This is a genomic window from Lysobacter sp. DMC104 (assembly GCF_056313665.1).
Genome location: NZ_JBQUZW010000001.1, coordinates 359,897 through 379,484, shown reverse-complemented (window position 1 = coordinate 379,484; position 19,588 = coordinate 359,897). Strand labels below are relative to the sequence as shown.

The 19,588-nt window shown below is 70.2% G+C and carries 10 protein-coding genes; all 10 read left to right on the top strand.

Going from position 1 to position 19,588, the window contains the following annotated elements; translation table 11 throughout:
- Positions 1-137 precede the first annotated feature (137 nt).
- Entirely contained in the window at positions 138-3,479 is a 3,342-nt protein-coding gene (locus tag ACT53R_RS01775) for a non-ribosomal peptide synthetase (protein ID WP_476170111.1), read from the top strand.
- On the top strand, positions 3,480-6,827 hold the full coding sequence (locus tag ACT53R_RS01770; protein WP_476170110.1) for a non-ribosomal peptide synthetase: 3,348 nt from the start codon (positions 3,480-3,482) through the stop codon (positions 6,825-6,827). It begins immediately after the preceding gene.
- Between the two features lie 28 nt (positions 6,828-6,855).
- Positions 6,856-11,385, top strand: coding sequence for a non-ribosomal peptide synthetase family protein (locus tag ACT53R_RS01765; protein ID WP_476170109.1), 4,530 nt, complete (start codon positions 6,856-6,858; stop codon positions 11,383-11,385).
- Positions 11,382-12,719 carry an MFS transporter gene (locus ACT53R_RS01760; RefSeq protein ID WP_476170108.1) on the top strand — a complete coding sequence of 446 codons (1,338 nt, stop codon included), beginning with the start codon at positions 11,382-11,384 and terminating at the stop codon, positions 12,717-12,719. The genes ACT53R_RS01765 and ACT53R_RS01760 overlap by 4 nt, the downstream gene beginning before the upstream one ends.
- 209 nt (positions 12,720-12,928) lie before the next feature.
- On the top strand, positions 12,929-13,696 hold the full coding sequence (locus ACT53R_RS01755; RefSeq protein WP_476170107.1) for a DUF6875 domain-containing protein: 768 nt from the start codon (positions 12,929-12,931) through the stop codon (positions 13,694-13,696).
- On the top strand, positions 13,693-15,036 hold the full coding sequence (locus ACT53R_RS01750) for an FAD-dependent oxidoreductase (RefSeq protein WP_476170106.1): 1,344 nt from the start codon (positions 13,693-13,695) through the stop codon (positions 15,034-15,036). The genes ACT53R_RS01755 and ACT53R_RS01750 overlap by 4 nt, the downstream gene beginning before the upstream one ends.
- Before the next feature lie 49 nt (positions 15,037-15,085).
- On the top strand, positions 15,086-15,775 hold the full coding sequence (locus ACT53R_RS01745; protein ID WP_476170105.1) for a 4'-phosphopantetheinyl transferase family protein: 690 nt from the start codon (positions 15,086-15,088) through the stop codon (positions 15,773-15,775).
- A 302-nt stretch (positions 15,776-16,077) separates the two neighbouring features.
- Positions 16,078-17,982 carry a threonine--tRNA ligase gene (gene thrS, locus ACT53R_RS01740; protein WP_476170104.1) on the top strand — a complete coding sequence of 635 codons (1,905 nt, stop codon included), beginning with the start codon at positions 16,078-16,080 and terminating at the stop codon, positions 17,980-17,982.
- Positions 17,983-18,039: 57 nt separating this feature from the next.
- Positions 18,040-18,564: a translation initiation factor IF-3 gene (gene infC / locus ACT53R_RS01735; RefSeq protein WP_476170313.1), complete on the top strand. Its 525-nt coding sequence runs from the start codon at positions 18,040-18,042 to the stop codon at positions 18,562-18,564.
- Positions 18,565-18,841: 277 nt separating this feature from the next.
- Positions 18,842-19,519, top strand: a complete 678-nt coding sequence (locus ACT53R_RS01730; RefSeq protein WP_476170103.1) for an ankyrin repeat domain-containing protein — start codon at positions 18,842-18,844, stop codon at positions 19,517-19,519.
- Positions 19,520-19,588: the final 69 nt, after the last annotated feature.

Sequence of the window (19,588 nt, the reverse complement as noted above, 5' to 3'; positions counted from 1 at the left end):
CTTGACTTGCAGAATAAGCGGAGTGTGATAGCTTGGGAAGCTGTTTCAGCGAGCGCAAGGATGCCAGGGGGCGTTCATGCGCATCGTCCCGAGGCGCGGCGTTCTCTCCCGCGTACATCGCACGGAAGTCCAGCAGAATGAATGAGCTCGAACAACGCCTGGCCCGGCTCTCACCGGAACAACGAGAGCAGTTGCGGCAGGCTTCGATGCGTGAGCGCACGTCCCGCACTCGCATCCGTCCACGCCCGCGTCCGGAACGGATTCCGCTGACGTTCGGCCAGCGCCGGCTCTGGCTGCAGGATCGCCTCGATCCGGGCCAGGTCGCCTACAACTCCGCATGGGGCATGTGGCTCCACGGGGCTGCAAATCCAGTGGATTTGCGTCGCGCGCTGCAATCGCTGGTCGATCGCCACGAAGGCCTGCGCACGTCGTTTCCCGCGATCGGCGGCGAGCCGTTCCAGCGCATCCTGCCGCAGCTCGACCTGCCATGGCGCGAGGTGCGCGCCGAGGGTGGTGATGCCGATGCGCGTCGTGCCGATGCCACGCGTCTCGCACGCGAGGATGCGAGCCGGCCGTTCGACCTCGAGAACGGTCCGGTGCTGCGCGTGCTGCTGGTGGCGGTGGAACCGGATCTGCACCTGCTGCTGGTCACCTTCCATCACATCGCGATCGACGGCTGGTCGGTGAGCACGCTGATGCGCGAGTACTTCGATGCCTACAATCGTTTGCGGGAAGGTCGTGCGCTCGATGCGCCCGCGCCCGAACTGCAGATCGCGGACATCGCGCTGTGGCAGCAGGAACACTTCGCCGGCGAGCGCATGCGCTCGCAGCTCGACTTCTGGAAAATGCAGCTCGCCGGCGCTCCGTCGACGCTCGACCTGCCGACCGACCGGCCGCGTCCGGCGACGCGCAGCTATCGCGGCGGTGCCTGGTCGACCGACATCCCGCCGGGCGTGTACGCACGACTGCAAACGCTTGCGCGCGAATGCCGTGCCACCGTTTCCAGCGTCGTGCTGGCCGCGTACCAGATCGTGCTCTCGCGCTACAGCGGCCAGGAAGACCTGGTCATGGCGATGGGCATCGCCGGTCGCCCGCGTCTGGAACTGGAGGCGGTGATCGGTTTCTTCATCAACCTGCTGCCCCTGCGCGCTGACCTGTCCGGCACGCCGACCTTCGCCGAATACCTCGAACGCACCCACGCCGGCGTGCTCCGCGCGATGGAGCATGCGGATGCGCCGTTCGAGCGCATCCTCGAGGAACAGCGGCTGCCGCGTTCGGTCGGCTACACGCCGTACGCGCAGGCGACGTATTTCTTCCAGAGTTATCCGGCGCGCGGCGAATCGCTGTCGGGCCTGCGCGTCGAGGACGCGAAGCTGCAGGACGTCGCGCCGGACACCGCGCAGACCGACCTCCAGTTGTTCGTGAACCAGCATCGCGAAGGCGAGCTGATCTTCGAATACAGCGCGGACCTCTACGACGAGGCGACGATCCGGCGCATGGGAGGGCATCTGGTCACGCTGCTCGCGGCCGTGGCCGATGCACCGCAGACGCCGATCGCGCGGCTGCCGCTGCTGACGGTCGAGGAGCGCGAGGCGATCGATCGCTGGAACGCCACCGATCGTGAGCTGCCTGCCGATCCGACCATCGCCGCGCTGTTCGCCGCGCAGGCGGCGGCCACGCCCGATGCCGTCGCCGTCCGCTTCGGCACGCGTGCGATGACCTACGCCGAACTCGACCGCCGCGCGGATGCCGTGGCGCGCGCGGTGCGCGGTGCCGGTGCCGGCCCTGGCGTGCTGGTCGGCCTCTACGTCGAGCGCACGCTGGAAATGCTGATCGGCCTGGTGGGCATCGTGAAGGCGGGTGCCGCCTACGTGCCGCTGGACCCGGGCTTCCCGCGCGATCGCCTCGGCTACATGGTCGAGACCTCGCAGTCGACCATCATCGTCACCCAGGCGTCGCTGCGCGACCAGTTGCCCGCGCCGGTGCCGTCGGTGGTCGTCGTCGATGCCGACGCAGCGCTCGCCGACGGCGACGCGATGCGCGGCAACGGCGTCGGGCCGCACGATCCGGCCTACGTGATCTTCACCTCCGGTTCGACCGGCAAGCCGAAAGGCGTCGAGATCCAGCAGCGCGCGGCGGTGAACCTGATCCGTTCGATCGCGCGCGAACCCGGCATCGCCGCGGGTGACACGATCTGCGCGATCAGCACGCTGTCGTTCGACATTGCGCTGACCGAACTGGTGATCCCGTTGACGGTCGGTGCCTGCATCCTGCTGGTCGATCGCGATACCGTGCGCGACGGCCTGCGCCTGCGCCGCCTGATCGAAGCCGAGCCGCTGACGCTGATGCAGGCCACGCCGGCGACCTGGCGCATGCTGCTGGACGTGGGCTGGCCGGGCAAACCGACCATGCGCATCATCTCCACCGGCGAGGCGCTGCCGCGCGAGCTGGCCGATCGCCTGCTGCCGATGGGTCGCGAGCTGTGGAACCTCTACGGTCCCACCGAAACCACGGTCTACTCGGCACTGTGCCGGGTCGAGCCGGGCACCGGGCCGATCATCGTCGGCAAGCCGGTCGACAACACGACCCTCCACATCGTCGACCGCCACATGCAGCCGTTGCCGGTCGGCGTGCCGGGCGAGCTGCTGATCGGTGGCGCCGGCCTGGCCGCGGGCTATCGCGGGCGTCCCGACCTGACCGCCGAGAAGTTCATCTCCGATCCGTTCTCCGCGGCACCGGACGCGCGCCTGTACCGCACCGGCGACCTCGCGTTCTGGCGCGCCGACGGCACGGTGCAGGTGGTCGGTCGCATCGATCACCAGATCAAGCTGCGCGGGTTCCGTATCGAACTGGGCGAGATCGAATCGGTGCTGGCCGAACTGCCGGCGCTGGACCAGGTGGTCGTGCACTGCCGCGAGGATCGCCCCGGTGATCCCCGCCTGGTCGCGTACTACACCTGCACCGGCGAACGGCCCGATCCGGCGGACCTGCGCGCGGAACTCAAGCGCGCGCTGCCGGAGTACATGATCCCGTCGGCGTTCGTCGCGCTGGATGCGTTCCCGCTGACGCCGAACGGCAAGGTCGACCGCCGTGCACTGCCGGCGCCGGAAGCCGCGTCGGGCAACGACGACGATTTCATCGCGCCGCGCACCGAGGACGAGCAGGCGCTCGCCGCGCTGTGGACCGAACTGCTGCACCTGCCGCGCGTGGACGTGCGCGCCGACTTCTTCGACCTCGGCGGCCATTCGCTGCTGGCGACGCAGATGCTGGCGCGCATCGAGTACGACTACGGCATCGAACTGCCGCTGCGTGCGCTGTTCGAAGCGCCGACGCTGGAGCAGTTGGCGGCGCGCGTGGCGAGCGAGTGCGAGGCCGCCGACCGCGCGGCCCTGGCCGGTCTCCTGGACGATATCGACAATCTGAGCGAAGCCGAATTGCTGGATCGCCTTTCGGGCGCGGGTGTGACCGGAGTGGCGTAAATGAGCGAACTCGAGCGACGTCTGGCGAATCTTTCGCCGGAGAAGCGTGCGCAACTGATGCAGCAGCTGGCGAAGCGTGCGGCGGAAACCGCCGTGCCCAAGTCCGAGATCGGGCGACGCCCGCGCCCGGCGCGCCTGCCGCTGTCGTCGGCGCAGGAGCGACTGTGGATCCTGGATCAGTTCGATCCGGGCAACAGCGTCTACAACGTCACGTCGCTGATGCGCTTCTACGGCCCGCTCGACCTCGACGTGCTGCAGCGCTGCCTCGACACCATCGCCGAGCGGCACGAAAGCCTGCGCACGGTGTTCCCGCGCGATGCCGAAGGGCCGTTCCAGCGCATCCTGCCGCCATCGCCGGTGCCGATGGCGCGGCTGGACGTGTCCGATCGCGGTGACGAAGCCGCGTGCACCGACGCGGCGATCGCGCTCGCACGGGCCGATGCCCGCGCTTCGTTCGATCTCGTCGCCGGCCCGGTGCTGCGCGCGACGCTGGCGAAGATCGGCGAGCACGATCACCTGATGGCACTCAGCGCGCACCACATCGCGGTCGATGGCTGGTCGCTGGGCGTCGTCTTCGGTGAACTCACGCGGCTGTATCGCGCGTTCCTCGCCGGCGAGGCTTCGCCGTTGCCGGAGCTGCCGATCCAGTACGTCGACTACACGCTGTGGCAGCGCGACGAGCTGGGCAGCAGCGAGATGGCGCGCCAGCTCGACTACTGGAAATCGCGGTTCGAGCAGCGTCCGACCGTGCTGGAACTGCCGGGCGACCGCCCGCGTCCGCCGGCGCAGAGCTATCGCGGCGCGATGCTCAACCGCGCACTGCCGCCCGATCTCTACGACGCGGTGAAGCGCTTCAGTCGCCAGGAGGGCGTGACGCCGTTCATGACCTTCCTCGCCGCGTACCAGACGCTGCTGGCGCGGTATTCGGGGCAGGACGACATCGTGGTCGGCGTGGGCAACGCCAACCGCACCCGGCGCGAACTCGAATCGCTGGTCGGCTTCTTCATCAACACGCTGCCGCTGCGCACGGACCTGTCGGGCGATCCGACCTTCCGTGAGCTGCTGGCGCAGGTGAAGACGGCGACGCTGGACAGCTATGCCAATCAGGATCTGCCGATCGAGCGGCTGATCGAGACGTTGAACATCGAGCGCGACCTCAGCCATGCGCCGCTGTTCCAGACGATGCTGTTCTACCAGAACTTCCCGGCCACCGAGATCGACCTGCCCGGCCTGAAGCTGGTGCCGGTGGACATGGCCGACGGGCATTCGGGCACGGCGCGCGCCGACCTGTCGATCTTCGCCGCCGAGGACGACGAGGCCGGCCTGATCATGCTGATCGAGTACGCGACCGACCTGTTCGATCGCGCCTATGTCGAGGCCTTCGCCGACCATCTCGAACAGCTGCTGCGCTCGGTGCTCGCCGCGCCGGACACGCGCGTGCGCGCGCTCGACATCCTGCCGCCGGCCGAACGGCGGCGGTTGCTCGTCGAGTGGAACGCCACCGCGGCGCCGCTTCCGGAAGCGAAGACGCTGCATGCGCTGTTCGAGGCGCAGGCCGCGCGCACGCCGCAGGCCGTTGCGGTGGAGCAGGGCGATATCACGCTGACCTACGCCGAACTCGACACGCAGGCCAGCCGCATCGCCGCGCGCCTGCGCGCGCACGGCTGCGGGCCGGGCCGCATGGTCGGCCTGTACCTGGAGCGCACGCCGAAGATGCTGGCCGCGCTGCTGGGCGTGCTGAAGTCGGGCGCGGCCTACGTGCCGCTGGACCCGGGTTTCCCGACCGAACGCATCGGCTACATGCTGGAAGACGCCGCTGCACCGGTGGTGCTGACCGAGCGCGCGATCGCCGCGCAATTGCCGGCCGGTGCGCACGTCGCGCTCGTGCTCGAAGACGTGCTCGAGGCCACCGACGAGGTGGCTGCCGCCGATGGCGATGCGGGCGCGGACGACGCGGCCTACGTGATCTTCACCTCCGGTTCGACCGGTCGTCCGAAGGGCGTGCGCATCCCGCATCGCGCGGCGGTGAACTTCCTGGCCTCGATGGCGCGCGAACCCGGACTCGGCGCGGACGATCGCCTGTGCGCGATCACGACGCTGTCGTTCGACATCGCGCTGCTCGAACTGATGCTGCCGCTGACCGTGGGCGCGCGCGTGGTGCTGGCCGATCGTGCCACCGCCGCCGACGGCCCCGCGCTGGCCGCGCTGCTCGACGCCGCGCAGGTCACGACGCTGCAGGCCACCCCCGCGACCTGGCGCATGCTGCTCGAATCGGGCTGGCGCGGCCGACCGGGCCTGCGCATGCTCTGCGGCGGCGAAGCGCTGCCGCGCGAACTCGCGGATCGTCTGCTGGCCTGCGGTGCCGAGCTGTGGAACGTCTACGGCCCGACCGAAACCACGGTCTGGTCGACGCTGGAGCGCGTGACTGAGGGCGATGGCCCGGTCGCGATCGGTCATCCCATCGCCAACACCGAGGTCTACGTCGTCGACAAGACGCTGCAGCCGGTGCCGGCGGGCCTGCCGGGCGAACTGCTGATCGGTGGCCTCGGCGTCGCGCTCGACTACCTCGATCGACCCGAACTCACCGCCGAGAAATTCATCGACGATCCGTTCGGGCCGCGCGCGGGCGGTCGGCTTTACCGCACCGGCGATCTTGCGCGCTGGCGTCGCGACGGCCACCTCGAAGCGCTGGGCCGCATCGACCACCAGGTGAAGCTGCGCGGGTTCCGCATCGAACTGGGCGAGATCGAAGCGGTGCTGTTGCAGGGCGAGGAGATCGCGCAGGCCGTGGTGATCTGCCGCGAGGATCGCCCGGGCGACAAGCGCCTGGTCGCGTACGTGGTGCCCGCCGCGGGCGCGATCGACGTGTCCGCGGTGCGCAACCGCCTGCGCGAACGCCTGCCGGACTACATGCTGCCGTCGGCGTTCGTCAGCCTGGAACGCCTGCCGCTCACGCCGAACGGCAAGATCGACCGCCGCGCGCTGCCCGCGCCGGAAGCCGACGCCTTCGGTGCCGGCGAGTACGCCGCGCCGCGCAACCCCGAGGAGGAAACGCTGGTCGTGCTGTGGGCCGAGATCCTCGGCCGGCCGCAGATCGGCATCCACGACGACTTCTTCGACCTCGGCGGCCATTCGCTGCTCGCCACGCAGCTGGTGACGCGCATGCAGGCCGCGCTGGGCCCGGACATCAGGCTGCGGATGGTGTTCGAGGCGCCGACCGTGGCCCGCTTCGCCGAGCTGCTGCTGCGCCAGCGCCTCGACAGCCTCGGTGCGGACGACCTGGCCGGCATGCTCGGCGAGCTGGAAGGCCTGTCCGACGACGACATCCAGGCGTTGCTCGCCGGATGACGGCCCGACGAAGGAGCGAGGACCGCGCATGAGCGCCCCGAACGATTCGACCCCCGCCGGTGCCGCATCGCTGGATGCGCGGCTGGCCAGGCTGTCGCCGCAGCAGCGCGAATTGCTGCTGCGCAAGCTCGCGAGCCGTGCGGCAGGCGATGCGCCGGCCGCGGTCGAGCTGCCGCACGCGCAGCCCGGTCAACGCCTCCCGCTGACCCCGGCGCAGCGCCAGATGTGGGTGTTCGAGCGCCTGCAACCGGGCACGCCGACCTACCACATCCACCACAACCATCGCGTCGAGGGGCCGATCGACGAGGCCGCGCTCGCGCGCGCTTGCGCGGCGGTGATCGCGCGCCACGACGCGCTGCGCATGGCGTTTTCGGAAACCGGTGGCGAACCGGCGCAGACCGTCTGCGAGGACGCCGTCGCGCCGCTGCGCACGATCGACCTGTCGATGCTGCCTGCGGAGGCCCGCGAGGCCGAATTCGCCCGGTGCATGGCCGAGGAGGGCGCGCGGCCGTTCGATCTCGCCCGGCCGCCGCTGATCCGCTTCACGCTGCTGCGCCTGGCGCAGCAATCGCATGCGCTGCTGATCGTCGCGCACCACATCGTCACCGACGCGTGGTCGCTGGGCGTGGTCCAGCTGGATCTCGTCGCGCACTACGACGCCTTCGTCGCCGGCCGCGTGCCGGACGACCTGCCGCCCGCGCCGCGGTTCGCCGACCTGGTGCTGTGGCAGGCCTCGCCGGCGCAGGCGCAGCGGATCGACGCGCAACTGGCCGCGTGCGCCGAGGCACTGGCGGGCGTGACCGGCGTGCTCGACCTGCCCACCGACCGGCCGCGCACGAACCGGCTCTCGGCGGCCGGCGCGCGACACGCCTGGACGCTGCCCGCCGATGTCCATGCCGGTGTGCTGGCGCTGACCCGCACCGAGCGCGCGACGCCGTTCGCGGTGCTGCTGTGTGCGTTCCAGGCCCTGCTGGCGCGCTGGTCGGGCGATGGCGACATCGTCGTCGGTTCGCCGGTCACCAATCGCAACCTGCCGGGCTGCGACGCCGCGATCGGGTTGTTCGTGAACACCGTGGCGCTGCGCGCGCAGTTCGGCGACGACCCGTCGTTCCGCGAAGCGCTGGCGCAGACGAAGGCGAACGTGCTGCGTGCGCTGGAGAACGCCGAGGTCCCGCTGGAAAAGGTGATCGACCGGGTCGCGCCGGAGCGCGCGCCCGGCCGCACGCCGCTGTTCCAGACGATGTTCGTGCTGCAGAAGAGCGGCGGCGAGCCGATGTGCCTCGGCGACGCGCGTTCGACCAACCTCGAGCCCGACACCGACACCGCGCGCTTCGAGATCACGCTGTCGGTCACCGACGAACCCGCCGGCTACTTCGCGCTGCTCGACTACGCCACTGCGCTGTTCGACGCAGCGACGATGAAGCGCTTCGCCGACCAGTACGACCTGCTGCTGCGCGCCGCGATCGCCGATCCCGACCTGCCGCTGTCGCGGTTGCCGATCCTCGGTGCCGACGAGCGCGCGCAGTTGCTTGCGCTGGGTGACGGCGGCCCGGCGATCGCGGGCGAGGCCGACACCCTGCACGGGCTGTTCGCCCGGCAAGCCGCCCGCACGCCCGATGCGGCCGCGCTGGTGGTGCCCGGCCGCACCTGGACCTACGCCGAGGTCGCGCGCCGCGCGGCCGGGCTCGCGCAGGCGCTGCGTGCGCTGGGCGTGGCGCGCGGCGATCGCGTCGCGTTGCTGGCGGATCGTTCGGCCGAGGCGGTGATCGCGCTGCTGGGCATCCTCGCTGCCGACGCGGCTTACCTGCCGCTGGATCCCGGGCATCCCGACGAGCGCCTGCGCCTGCTGCTGGACGATGCCGGCGCGCGTGCGCTGGTGGCGCCGCCGACGCTGCTCGAACGCGCCGCGGCGGTGGCCGGCGACCTGCCACGCCTGGCCGTCGATGCCGATGCCGACGCGCTGCCCGCGGGCGAGGCCGGTGCGGACGACCTCGCATACCTGGTCTACACCTCCGGTTCCACCGGCACGCCGAAGGGCGTGGAAGTGCCGCATCGCGGCGCGGTGAACCTGGTGCAGGGCTTCCTCGCGCGACATCGCTTCGAGGGACAGCGCCTGCTGGTCATTCCGCCGCTGATCTTCGATGCCTCGGTGGGCGACGTGTTCCCGGCGCTGGCCTGCGGTTCGGCGCTGGTGCTGCATCCGGCGCCGACCGAGCTCGGCCCGTTCGAGCTGGAGCGACTCTGCGCCGAGCTCGGCGTGACCGCGATCGACGCGCCCGCCGCGCTGTGGCGGCGCTGGAGCGAGGGCTGGGCGCTGCGCAACGCCGCCGCGCCGCTGCTGCCGTCGCTCGACCTGATGATGATCGGCGGCGAAAGCGTGCCGGTGGAACAGGTGCGCAAGTTCGCCGCGATCACCGGCGGCCGCGTGACCCTGTGCAACCACTACGGGCCGACCGAGGCGTCGGTCTGCGCCACGCTGCTGTCCACGACGGATGCGCACGAGATCGCCACGCTGGACCTGCCGATCGGCCGGCCGTTGCCGGGCGTGCACGTCTACGTGCTCGATCGCCACCTGCAGCCGGTGCCGCGCGGCGTGGTCGGCGAATTGTTCATCGGCGGCCTCGGCGTGGCCCGCGGCTACCGCGGCGCGGACGCGCTGACCGCCGAGCGCTTCCTCGATGATCCCTTCGTCGCGGCGACGCCTGCCGGCGCGACGCCTCCGCGCATGTACCGCACCGGCGACCTCGTGCGCTGGAACGCCGACGGCACGCTGCACTTCGTCGGCCGCCGCGACCACCAGATCAAGCTGCGCGGCTTCCGCATCGAACTGGGCGAGATCGAGGCCGCGCTCGCCGCGCAGCCGGGCGTGCAGGCCGCGATCGTGCTGCTGCGCGAGGATCGCCCGGGCGATCGTCGTCTCGTCGCCTATGCCGTCGCCGACGCCGGCATCGATGCCGCGACGCTGCGCGCCGGCCTCGCGCGCCGCTTGCCGGAGGCGATGCTGCCCTCGGCCTTCGTGTTCCTCGACGCCATGCCGCTGACGCCGAACGGCAAGATCGATCGCCGCGCGTTGCCCGCGCCGGAAGCGCAGGCCGCGGATGCACGCAGCCTGCGTGCGCCGCGCACGCCGACCGAAGAAGCCGTGCTCGCCGTGTGGCGCGACGTCCTCGGTCGCGAGCAACTGGGCATCGACGACGATTTCTTCGCGTCCGGCGGCGACTCGCTGTCGACGCTGCCGCTGGTGTCGCGCCTGCATGCCGCGCTGGGCGTGGACGTTCCGGTGGCGACCGTGTTCGCATCGCCGACCATCGCCGGGCTGGCCGAGGCCATCGACCGCCTGCGCGCCGGCATCGACGAGCGTTTCGACATCGAAGCGCAGGTCGTGCTGCCGGAGGAGATCGACGCCGCCCGCGCCGCGCCGCCGCGGGCGCCGCGCAATGCACCGGCCTCGGTGCTGCTGACCGGCGCGACCGGCTTCCTCGGCGCCTACCTGCTGCGCGACCTGATCGATCTGAGCACCGCCGAGATCGTCTGCCTCGTGCGCGCGGCCGAGGCGGCCGATGGCCTGCGTCGCATCCGCGGCAACCTCGAACGCTACGGCCTGTGGCGCGACGGCGACGACGCGCGCATCGTGCCGCTGTCGGGTGATTTGGCGTCGCCGCGGCTGGGCCTGTCCGACGCGGCGTTCGCCGCGCTTGCGGAGCGCGTGGACGCGATCGTCCACAACGGCGGGCAGGTCAACTTCCTCGCGCCGTACGCCAGCATGGAAGCGGCCAACGTCGGCGGCACCCGCGACGTGCTGCGGCTGGCGACGACCGGGCCTCTCAAGCCGGTGCAGCTGGTGTCCACGCTCGGCGTCTACCTCACCGACAAGCACATGGGCGGCCGCGTGACCGAGCGCGACGCGCCGCCGGACGGCCCCGGGCAGCAGGGCGGCTACAACCAGAGCAAGTGGGTGGCGGAACAACTCGGCCTGCGGGCGCGTGCGCGCGGCGTGGCGGTGGCGATCCACCGGCCGGCGCGCGTGACCGGCGATGCGGTGCACGGCGCCAGCAACCCGGACGACTACTTCAACACCTGGATCCGCGGCTGCGTGCAACTGGGCCTGGCGCCGCAGTCCGACGACCAGAGCTTCGACCTGATCCCGGTCGACCACGTCGCCCGCGCGATCGTGCGGGTCGCGCTGGGCGGTGGCGATGCCGACGGCAATTACCACTACTACAACCCGGACCGCATGCCGATGCGCACGCTGCTGGAGGCGATGCGCCGGCAGGTCGGTCCGATCGAGGAAGTGCCGTACGCCGACTGGCGGCGCGCGCTGCATGCGGCCGTCGCGGCAGGCACCCCCAATGCGCTGGCGCCGTTCGCCGGCCTGTTCCCCGAGGCGCTGCCCGAAGGCGAGGCGACGCGCGAACCCGAGTTCGAGTGCGTCGCCGCCGAGGCGGTGCTGGCGCCGTTCGGCGAGCGCCGTCCGGTCACGGACGCCGCGCTGATCGAACGCTACCTGGCGTTCCTGCAGGTCTGCGGCGCGCTGCCCGCGCGCGGGGCGGATGCATGAGCGCGTCCGCGGCGCCCGCCACCGCCGGCCGGTTCGCCGGCCTGCGCGACTTCCTGCTGATCTGGTTCGGTCAGCTGGTGTCGGGCGTGGGGTCGCGGCTCACCAGCTTCGCGCTGGGGGTGTGGGTCTACAAGACGACGGGCTCCACCCTGCATTTCGCGATGGTGTTCGTGGCGATGGCGATCCCGGCGCTGCTGCTGTCGCCCGTCGCCGGGGCGCTGGTCGACCGCTGGGACCGGCGCCGGGTGATGATGGCCTGCGAACTGGCGTCGGCGCTGCTGATCGGTGTGCTGGCCGTGCTGGCGGCCACGGATGCGCTGTCGCTGCCCGTGATCTACCTCGGCGTTGGCCTGTCGGCGATCACCAACACGTTCCTCCAGCCGGCGTATGCCGCGAGCGTGCCGCTGCTGGCCGACCGCGACCAGCTGGTGCGGCTGAACGGGCTGATCCAGACCGGGCAGGGCGTCTCCCTGGTCGGCGGCCCGGCACTGGCCGGCGTGCTGATGAAGTTCACCGGCCTCGGCGGCGTGCTCGCCGTGGACGCGATCAGCTTCGTCGTCGGTGCCGTGTGCATCGCGCTGGCGCGGGTGCCGCGTCCGGCGCGCGACGAAGGCGAGGCGCCCGACCTGCTGCGCGAGGCCCGCGATGGCTGGCGCTACATCGCCGAGCGCAAGGGCCTGCTGGGCCTGCTCGTGGTCGGCACGGTGGACAGCTTCCTGTTCGCGATCGCCAGCGTCGCGATCACGCCGCTGGTGCTCAGTGTGGCGCACCAGGACGAGAGCCTGCTCGGCTTGCAGATGTCGCTGGCCTGCAGCGGCCTGCTCCTCGGCGGCGTGCTGATCACCGCCTGGGGCGGACCGAAGCGCAAGGTCAACGGTTTGCTCGGCTTTTCGTTCCTGGGAGGTTTGGCGCTGTTCGCGCATGGCTTCGCGGCGTCGTTCACGCTGCTGGTGGTGGCCGGGTTCGTGATGTTCCTGACCATCCCGCCGGCGCAGTCCGCCAGTTTCGCCTTGTGGCAGACGAAGGTGCCGTCGCAGTTGCTGGGACGCTGCATGTCCATCGTGCGCATGACGAGCGAAGCCGCGCTGCCGCTGGGCTACCTGCTGGCGGGACCGCTGGCGCAGTACGTGTTCGAACCCGCGATGCGGCCGGGCGGTGCGCTGGCCGGCAGCGTGGGGGGCGTGATCGGCGTCGGCGACGGCCGCGGGCTGGGGCTGCTGTTCATCGTGCTGGGCCTGGCGATGTCGGCGCTGGCCGCTGCCGGCTACGCCTTGCGTCCCGTGAGGCGGGTGGAAGAGGAATTGCCGGACGCGGAGTCGTCGGCGGCGGCCTGAACGGCCGATGGAGCGGTGGCGGGCGCGCCGGGAGGGCGCGACCCATCGCAGCACGACGCGGGAGGGCCGCGTCGATGCGGAGGAAGGGATGAGGACGGAACGGTGGACAAGTGGTTGCGGGACGCGTGCAGGCGCGGGATCGCTGCGATGGGCCATGGCCCGGGTCGCGCGGGCGCCGGCATTCCAGGACAGACACAGGAACACACCCAATGAACGCTAGTGATCAGACCATGGCATTGCGGGCCGCCAGCCCGGAACCCGTGTGCCCGCACGCCGCCAAGTCCGTTCCCGCTGCCGACGCCGGGGCGGGGTTCGTCCTGCGCCGCGCCTCCGAAGTGGAAGCGGCCTGCGCGCCCGATTCGCCACTGGCCGCCTCGGTGGCCTGGGTGCGGAGCTTCCTCGCGCGCCCCCATCCCGACGTCGGTCGCGCCGGCCCGGTCTGTCCGTTCACGCCGATGGCGCTGGAACTGGACACGATCTGGCTGATCGAGATCCCCGATGCCGAACCCGATCCGCAGCGGATCCACGACGTCATCGAGCAGTGTCGCCAGCTGTTCCTCGAGACCGAGCCGCGCGAAGGCCCGATGGCCATCAACAAGGTCTTCATGGCCGTGTTCACCGGCCTGGACGAGACCGCCGCGCCGTTGATCGACGCCATGCAGGCGCGGCTGAAGCCGGCGTTCGTGGACGTCGGGCTGATGCTGGGCGAATTCCACGCCCGCAACGACACCCCCGGCCTGCGCAATCCGGACTTCCGTCCGCTGCGCAGTCCGACCCCGATGCTGGTGATGCGGCAGATGGTGGAATCGGACCTGCCGTTCCTCAAGCGCGAACTGGACACGCCGCAGGTGCGCAACGCCTACCTGCGTTCCTACCTGCGCCGCCTTGGCGCGACCATCCGCCGCAACTACTTCGACCAGGCGGTGGACGCGCTGGTCCAGGCCGAACTCGAACTGCGCACGGAGGCCGGACGATGAGCGCGGTGCAGACTCCTGCGGCGGCTTCGCACGTCGCGATCGTCGGCGGCGGGCTGGCCGGTTCGCTCCTGGCGCTGGCGCTGGCCGAGCGCGGACACCGCGTCGATGTCTACGAGCGCCGCGACGACCCGCGCGTCGAGGGGGCGGAGGGCGGCCGTTCGATCAACCTCGGCCTGTCCAAGCGCGGCATCCAGGCGTTGACCGAGGTCGGCCTGATCGACGTGGTCATGCCGCTGACGGTGGTGATGCGCGGCCGCGTGATCCATGCGCCGGACGGCAGCACCCGCTTCCAGCCCTACGGCAAGAACCGCGGCGAAGTGCTGTATTCGATCGACCGCAGCGAACTGATCCGGCTGCTGCTGGATCGCGCCGAAGCGCATCCGCACGTGAAGCTCCACTTCGAGCATCGCCTGGTCAGCATCGACAAGGGCGAGCGCGAGCTGCACATCGAGCATGACGGCATCACCGACATCGTGCGCCCGGAATGGGTGATCTGCGCCGACGGTGCGTTCTCGCGCTGCCGCCCGGAGATGCAGCGCGGGATGCGCGCCGACTACCACCAGGAATACCTGGAGTGGGGCTACAAGGAACTCAGCCTGGCCGCCGGCCCGGACGGCCAGTCGGTCATCGACCAGACGGCCCTGCATGTCTGGCCGCGCTCGCACGGCCTGTTCGTCTCCCATCCCAACCGCGACGGCTCGCACACGCTGACCCTGTTCCTGCCGCACGAGGGGCCGGACAGCTTCGAGACCACGCAGACCCCGGACGAGATCCAGGCACTGTTCCGCAAGTACTTCCCGGACCTGCTGCCGATGCTGCCCGGGCTGGTCGAACAGTGGCAGGGCCGGCCGGTCGGCGCGCTGTTGACCACAAAAACCGCGCCTTGGCGTTATGAGGACTGGATGGTGCTGGTCGGTGATGCCGTCCATGCGGTGTACCCGTTCTACGGGCAGGGCATGAACTCGGCGTTCGAGGACTGCTCGGCCCTGCTGTCGGCACTGAAGACCCGTCCGGGCGATCGGGCCGCCGCCTTCTCCGCCTACGAACAGGCCCGCCGCCCCCACACCGACGTGCTGATGGAGCTGTCGAAGGCCAACTTCATCGAACTGCGCCAGAAGGTGGGTTCGCCCTGGTTCGTCGCCCGCAAACGCCTGGACGTGCTGTTGAACAGGTTGATGCCCCGGACCTGGTTGCCGATCTACACGATGGTGTCCCACACTACGATGCCGTATGGTGAAGCCTTGGCGCGTGCGCGGGCCCAGAACCGGATTCTGGGAGGCATCGCGGCAGGCGTGACGGTCGCCTTCGGCACCGGACTCTGGTGGATCTTGCGACACTGAAAGGACTCTCGACATGCGGCCCATGGAAGGACCATCGCTGTTTCGCCCCTTGCTCCCGTTCCCCGTGCGGCTGGCGGAAATGCCGCCTGCCGCGGCCGACCCGGAGGCGTTGTCTCCGGAGGAGCAGGCCCTCATCGGCCGTGCGGTCGACAAGCGCCGGCGCGAATTCGCCGCCGGCCGCCTGCTGGCCCGTACCGTCCTGAGCGAGATCCGGGTGCCCGCCGGGCCGCTGCTGCCCGATGCCGACCGCGTGCCGTGCTGGCCGAAGGGCATCATCGGTTCGATCACCCACTGCAACAGCCTGTGCGCGGTCGCGGTGGCACCCGCCGATGCGTACGACGGGTTGGGCCTGGACGTGGAACCCGCCCTGCCGCTGGAGCCGCGGCTGCTGCCGATGATCACCAACGCCGCCGAGCGCGAGCGTCTGGACGAACTGCCGTCGGACCTGCGTCCGCTCGGCGGCCGTCTGGTCTTCGCGATCAAGGAAGCGGTGTACAAGTCGATCTACCCGACTGCCCGGGTGTTCCTGGACTTCCACCAGGTCGAGATCCTGTTCGAGGGCAACGACGGATTCGTCGCCTACGTGCTGGTCCCCGGTGCCGCGCCCATCGGCCACCAGAGCATCCGTGGCCGCTTCCGGGTGGCCCACGGCCACATCGCGGCCGCCGTGCTGCTGCCGCCGGCCTACCAGCCGCGGCGCGTCGAGGCCGGCGTGCTCGCGCTTGCGGAAGTGCGTTGACCGGTGGCGTGCCGGGCGCCGGGCGTCCGGTCCGCGTTGACTTTGAACGGAGGCCGACCTATGGTTTCGGCCTTCGTCCGTTCCGAGACAAGGTGACGCCGGGAAACCGCCGTCGAGCGTGCGACATGAGGACTTCCCGCCGCCCCTGATCCGACCACCCGAGGCCCGCGTCACCGAGACAGCGCCTCCGGGGCGCTTTTTTTGCGCGTGTCGCCCGCCTCGTCCTCGTCCTCGTCCGTCCCGCTTTCGTCCCGCCCCGGTCCAGCGCCCGCGGGACCCGCCGCTTCCAGATGCCCGCCCCCATGATCGCCATCACGCTCCCCGACGGCAGCCGCCGCGAATTCGAACATCCCGTTTCCGTCGCCGAGGTCGCCGCTTCCATCGGCGCCGGCCTGGCCAAGGCCGCCTTGGCCGGCAAGGTCGACGGCCAGCTGGTCGACACCAGCTTCCGCATCGATCGCGATGCCGAACTGGCCATCGTCACCGACAAGTCGCCCGAGGCGCTGGAGATCCTGCGCCACTCCACCGCGCACCTGCTGGCCCAGGCCGTGCAGCGCCTGTTCCCCAGCGCGCAGGTCACCATCGGCCCGGTGATCGACAACGGCTTCTACTACGACTTCGCCTACGAGCGCCCGTTCACGCCGGAAGACCTGCCGGCGATCGAGGCGGAGATGCAGAAGATCGTGAAGGAAGCGCATCCGGTCAGCCGCAGCGTGAAGTCGCGCGACGACGCGGTCGCTTACTTCAAGGGCCTCGGCGAGACCTACAAGGCCGAGATCATCGAGAGCATCCCGGCGAACGAGGACCTTTCGCTCTACACGCAGGGCGAGTTCACCGACCTCTGCCGCGGCCCGCACGTGCCCGGCACCGACAAGCTGCGCGCGTTCAAGCTGATGAAGGTCGCCGGCGCATACTGGCGCGGCGATTCGAACAACCAGATGCTCAGCCGCATCTACGGCACGGCGTGGCTCAACGACAAGGACCTCAAAGCCTACCTCACGCAGTTGGAGGAAGCCGAGAAGCGCGACCACCGCCGCATCGCCAAGGCGCAGGACCTGTTCCACCTGCAGGAAGAGGGCCCCGGCCTGATCTTCTGGCACCCGAAGGGCTGGGCGATCTGGCAGGTTGTCGAGCAGTTCATGCGCAAGGTCTACCGCGACAGCGGCTACCAGGAAGTGCGCTGCCCGCAGATCCTCGACGTGTCGCTGTGGCAGAAGTCAGGCCACTGGGACAACTACCAGGACAACATGTTCTTCACCGAGTCGGAGAAGCGCACCTACGCGCTGAAGCCGATGAACTGCCCGGGCCACGTGCAGGTGTTCAACCAGGGGCTGCACAGCTACCGCGACCTGCCGATCCGCTACGGCGAGTTCGGCGCCTGCCATCGCAACGAGCCGTCGGGCGCGTTGCACGGCATCCTGCGCGTGCGCGGCTTCACTCAGGACGACGGCCACATCTTCTGCACCGAGGACCAGATCGAGGCCGAGGTCCGCGCCTTCCACGAGCAGGCGCTGCAGGTCTATGGCCACTTCGGCTTCACCGACATCCAGATCAAGATCGCGCTGCGCCCGGACTCGCGCCTCGGCGACGACGCCACCTGGGACAAGGCCGAGGATGCCCTGCGCGCCGCACTGCGCGCTGCCGGGGTGGAATGGCAGGAACTGCCGGGCGAGGGCGCCTTCTACGGCCCGAAGATCGAGTACCACCTGCAGGACGCCATCGGCCGCACCTGGCAGCTGGGCACGATGCAGGTCGATTTCATGATGCCGGGCCGCCTCGGGGCGACCTACATCGACGAGCACAGCCAGCGCCGCCACCCGGTCATGCTGCACCGCGCCATCGTCGGCTCGATGGAGCGCTTCATCGGCATCCTGATCGAACACCACGCCGGCCAGCTGCCGGCCTGGCTTGCCCCGATCCAGGCGGTCGTGATGAACATCACGGATGCCCAGGCGGACTACGTCGATGGCGTGCGGAAATCCCTTATGAATCAAGGTTTCCGTGTGGCGGCCGATTTGCGGAACGAAAAAATCGGATTTAAGATTCGCGAGCACACGCTGCAGCGGGTGCCGTACCTGCTCGTGGTCGGGGATCGCGAGAAGGAAAACGGCCTTGTGGCGGTCCGGTCGCGTTCGGGGGAAGATCTTGGCAGCATGACCGTCGCCGAGTTCGTCGCACGACTCGCGCAGGATCCCGCCTCGGCGTGACCCGGGTTCCGGTCGGCGTGCCTGCCGGCCGGTCCTTTCCCATTCGGAGATAGCCCCATCAGCACCCCCCAGGAAAAGCAGAACCGCAAGAATCACGAGATCCGCGTGCCGCGCGTGCGCGTCATCGGCAGCGACGGCGAGATGATCGGCGTCCTGTCGCGCGACGAAGCGCTCGCCAAGGCCGAAGAGGAGGGCCTCGACCTCGTCGAGATCCAGCCGAACGCGGATCCGCCGGTCTGCCGGATCATGGACTTCGGCAAGTTCAAGTTCGAACTGCAGAAGAAGGCGTCCGCCGCCAAGAAGAAGCAGAAGATCGTCGAGATCAAGGAAGTCAAGTTCCGCCCGGTCACCGACGAAGGCGACTACCAGATCAAGCTGCGCAAGATGCGCGAGTTCCTGGAAGAGGGCGACAAGATCAAGGTCAACATCCGCTTCCGCGGCCGCGAGATGAGCCACATGGAGCTCGGTCGCGAGATGGCGCAGCGCATCGAGGCCGACCTCGGCGAAGACATCGTGATCGAATCGCGCCCGCGCCTGGAAGGCCGGCAGATGGTCATGATGATCGCGCCGAAGAAGAAATGACCGCCGCTTCCGCGGCGTGACGCAAGGGCGCCTCCGGGCGCCCTTGTCGCATTCTGGGGGCACGTTCGCGGCATTTGCCGGCATGTCCGGCTTGCTCCGCGGCAGGCCGGACCGGTAGCATCGTGCCAACGGTCGGGCGGGGAGGCTTCCCGCGCCCGATGTCCCGTCGGTCGTGCGCAGGAGCGCCATGTCCCGGTTCCGCCTGTCCACCGTCCTCGTCGTCTGCGTTCTGGCCGTGACCACGGCCGGTTCCGCCTGTGCCAGGGAGAAGTCCCCCATGCCGACCGCTGCCGCCTCCGTGGTGGATATCCACGCGATCTTCCCCGATCCCCGCGCCACCGAGCTGGCCGACGCCATCGCCGATGGCGACGAGGCCCGCATCCGCGCCCTGGCGCCCGGAGCCGACCTGGCCTACCGGGGCGACAAGCAGGTGACGTTCCTGCAGTGGGCGTTGCTCAACAAGCGTCTCGACAGCCTCAAGGCGCTGCTCGACGCCGGCGCCGACCCGCTGCAGCCGGGCATGGACGGCGACACCGTCGTCCACACCGCGGCGATGGCCAACGATCCGGCCTACCTGGCCGAGCTGCTGGCCCGCGGCATCAATCCGAACGTCGCCAACGGCACCACCGGCGCCAGCCCGCTGCGCTCGGCGCTGATGGGCGAGCGCGCCGAGCAGTTCCACGCGCTGCTGGCCGCCGGTGCCGACCCGGACATGCCCGACCGCATGGGCAACACGCCGCTGCACGTCGCCGGCCAGATCAACGAGCCCGCGCGCGCGCTGGAGCTGCTCGAAGCCGGTGCCGACCCGATGGCGCGCAACGCGCAGGGCGTCACTTTCCAGCGCTACCTGTTCATGACCCGCGCCGCCCTGCTGAATGCCGAGACCCGTCGCCATCGCGAAGCGGTCGAGGCGTGGCTGAAGGCGCACGGCATCGCCCTCGAAGACGCGCGCTGATCGCGCTTTCCTGATCCATCACCACCCCTGTCGGCCGCATCCACGGCCGGATCCGGTCCGCGGAGGAGG

Excerpts from the sequence above, each read along its gene's own strand:
- ACT53R_RS01755 (WP_476170107.1), top strand. The coding sequence starts at position 12,929 with ATGAACGCTAGTGATCAGACCATGGCATTGCGGGCCGCCAGCCCGGAA.
- thrS (WP_476170104.1), top strand. The coding sequence starts at position 16,078 with ATGATCGCCATCACGCTCCCCGACGGCAGCCGCCGCGAATTCGAACAT.
- ACT53R_RS01750 (WP_476170106.1), top strand. The coding sequence starts at position 13,693 with ATGAGCGCGGTGCAGACTCCTGCGGCGGCTTCGCACGTCGCGATCGTC.
- ACT53R_RS01730 (WP_476170103.1), top strand. The coding sequence starts at position 18,842 with ATGCCGACCGCTGCCGCCTCCGTGGTGGATATCCACGCGATCTTCCCC.
- ACT53R_RS01775 (WP_476170111.1), top strand. The coding sequence starts at position 138 with ATGAATGAGCTCGAACAACGCCTGGCCCGGCTCTCACCGGAACAACGA.
- ACT53R_RS01765 (WP_476170109.1), top strand. The coding sequence starts at position 6,856 with ATGAGCGCCCCGAACGATTCGACCCCCGCCGGTGCCGCATCGCTGGAT.
- ACT53R_RS01770 (WP_476170110.1), top strand. The coding sequence starts at position 3,480 with ATGAGCGAACTCGAGCGACGTCTGGCGAATCTTTCGCCGGAGAAGCGT.
- ACT53R_RS01760 (WP_476170108.1), top strand. The coding sequence starts at position 11,382 with ATGAGCGCGTCCGCGGCGCCCGCCACCGCCGGCCGGTTCGCCGGCCTG.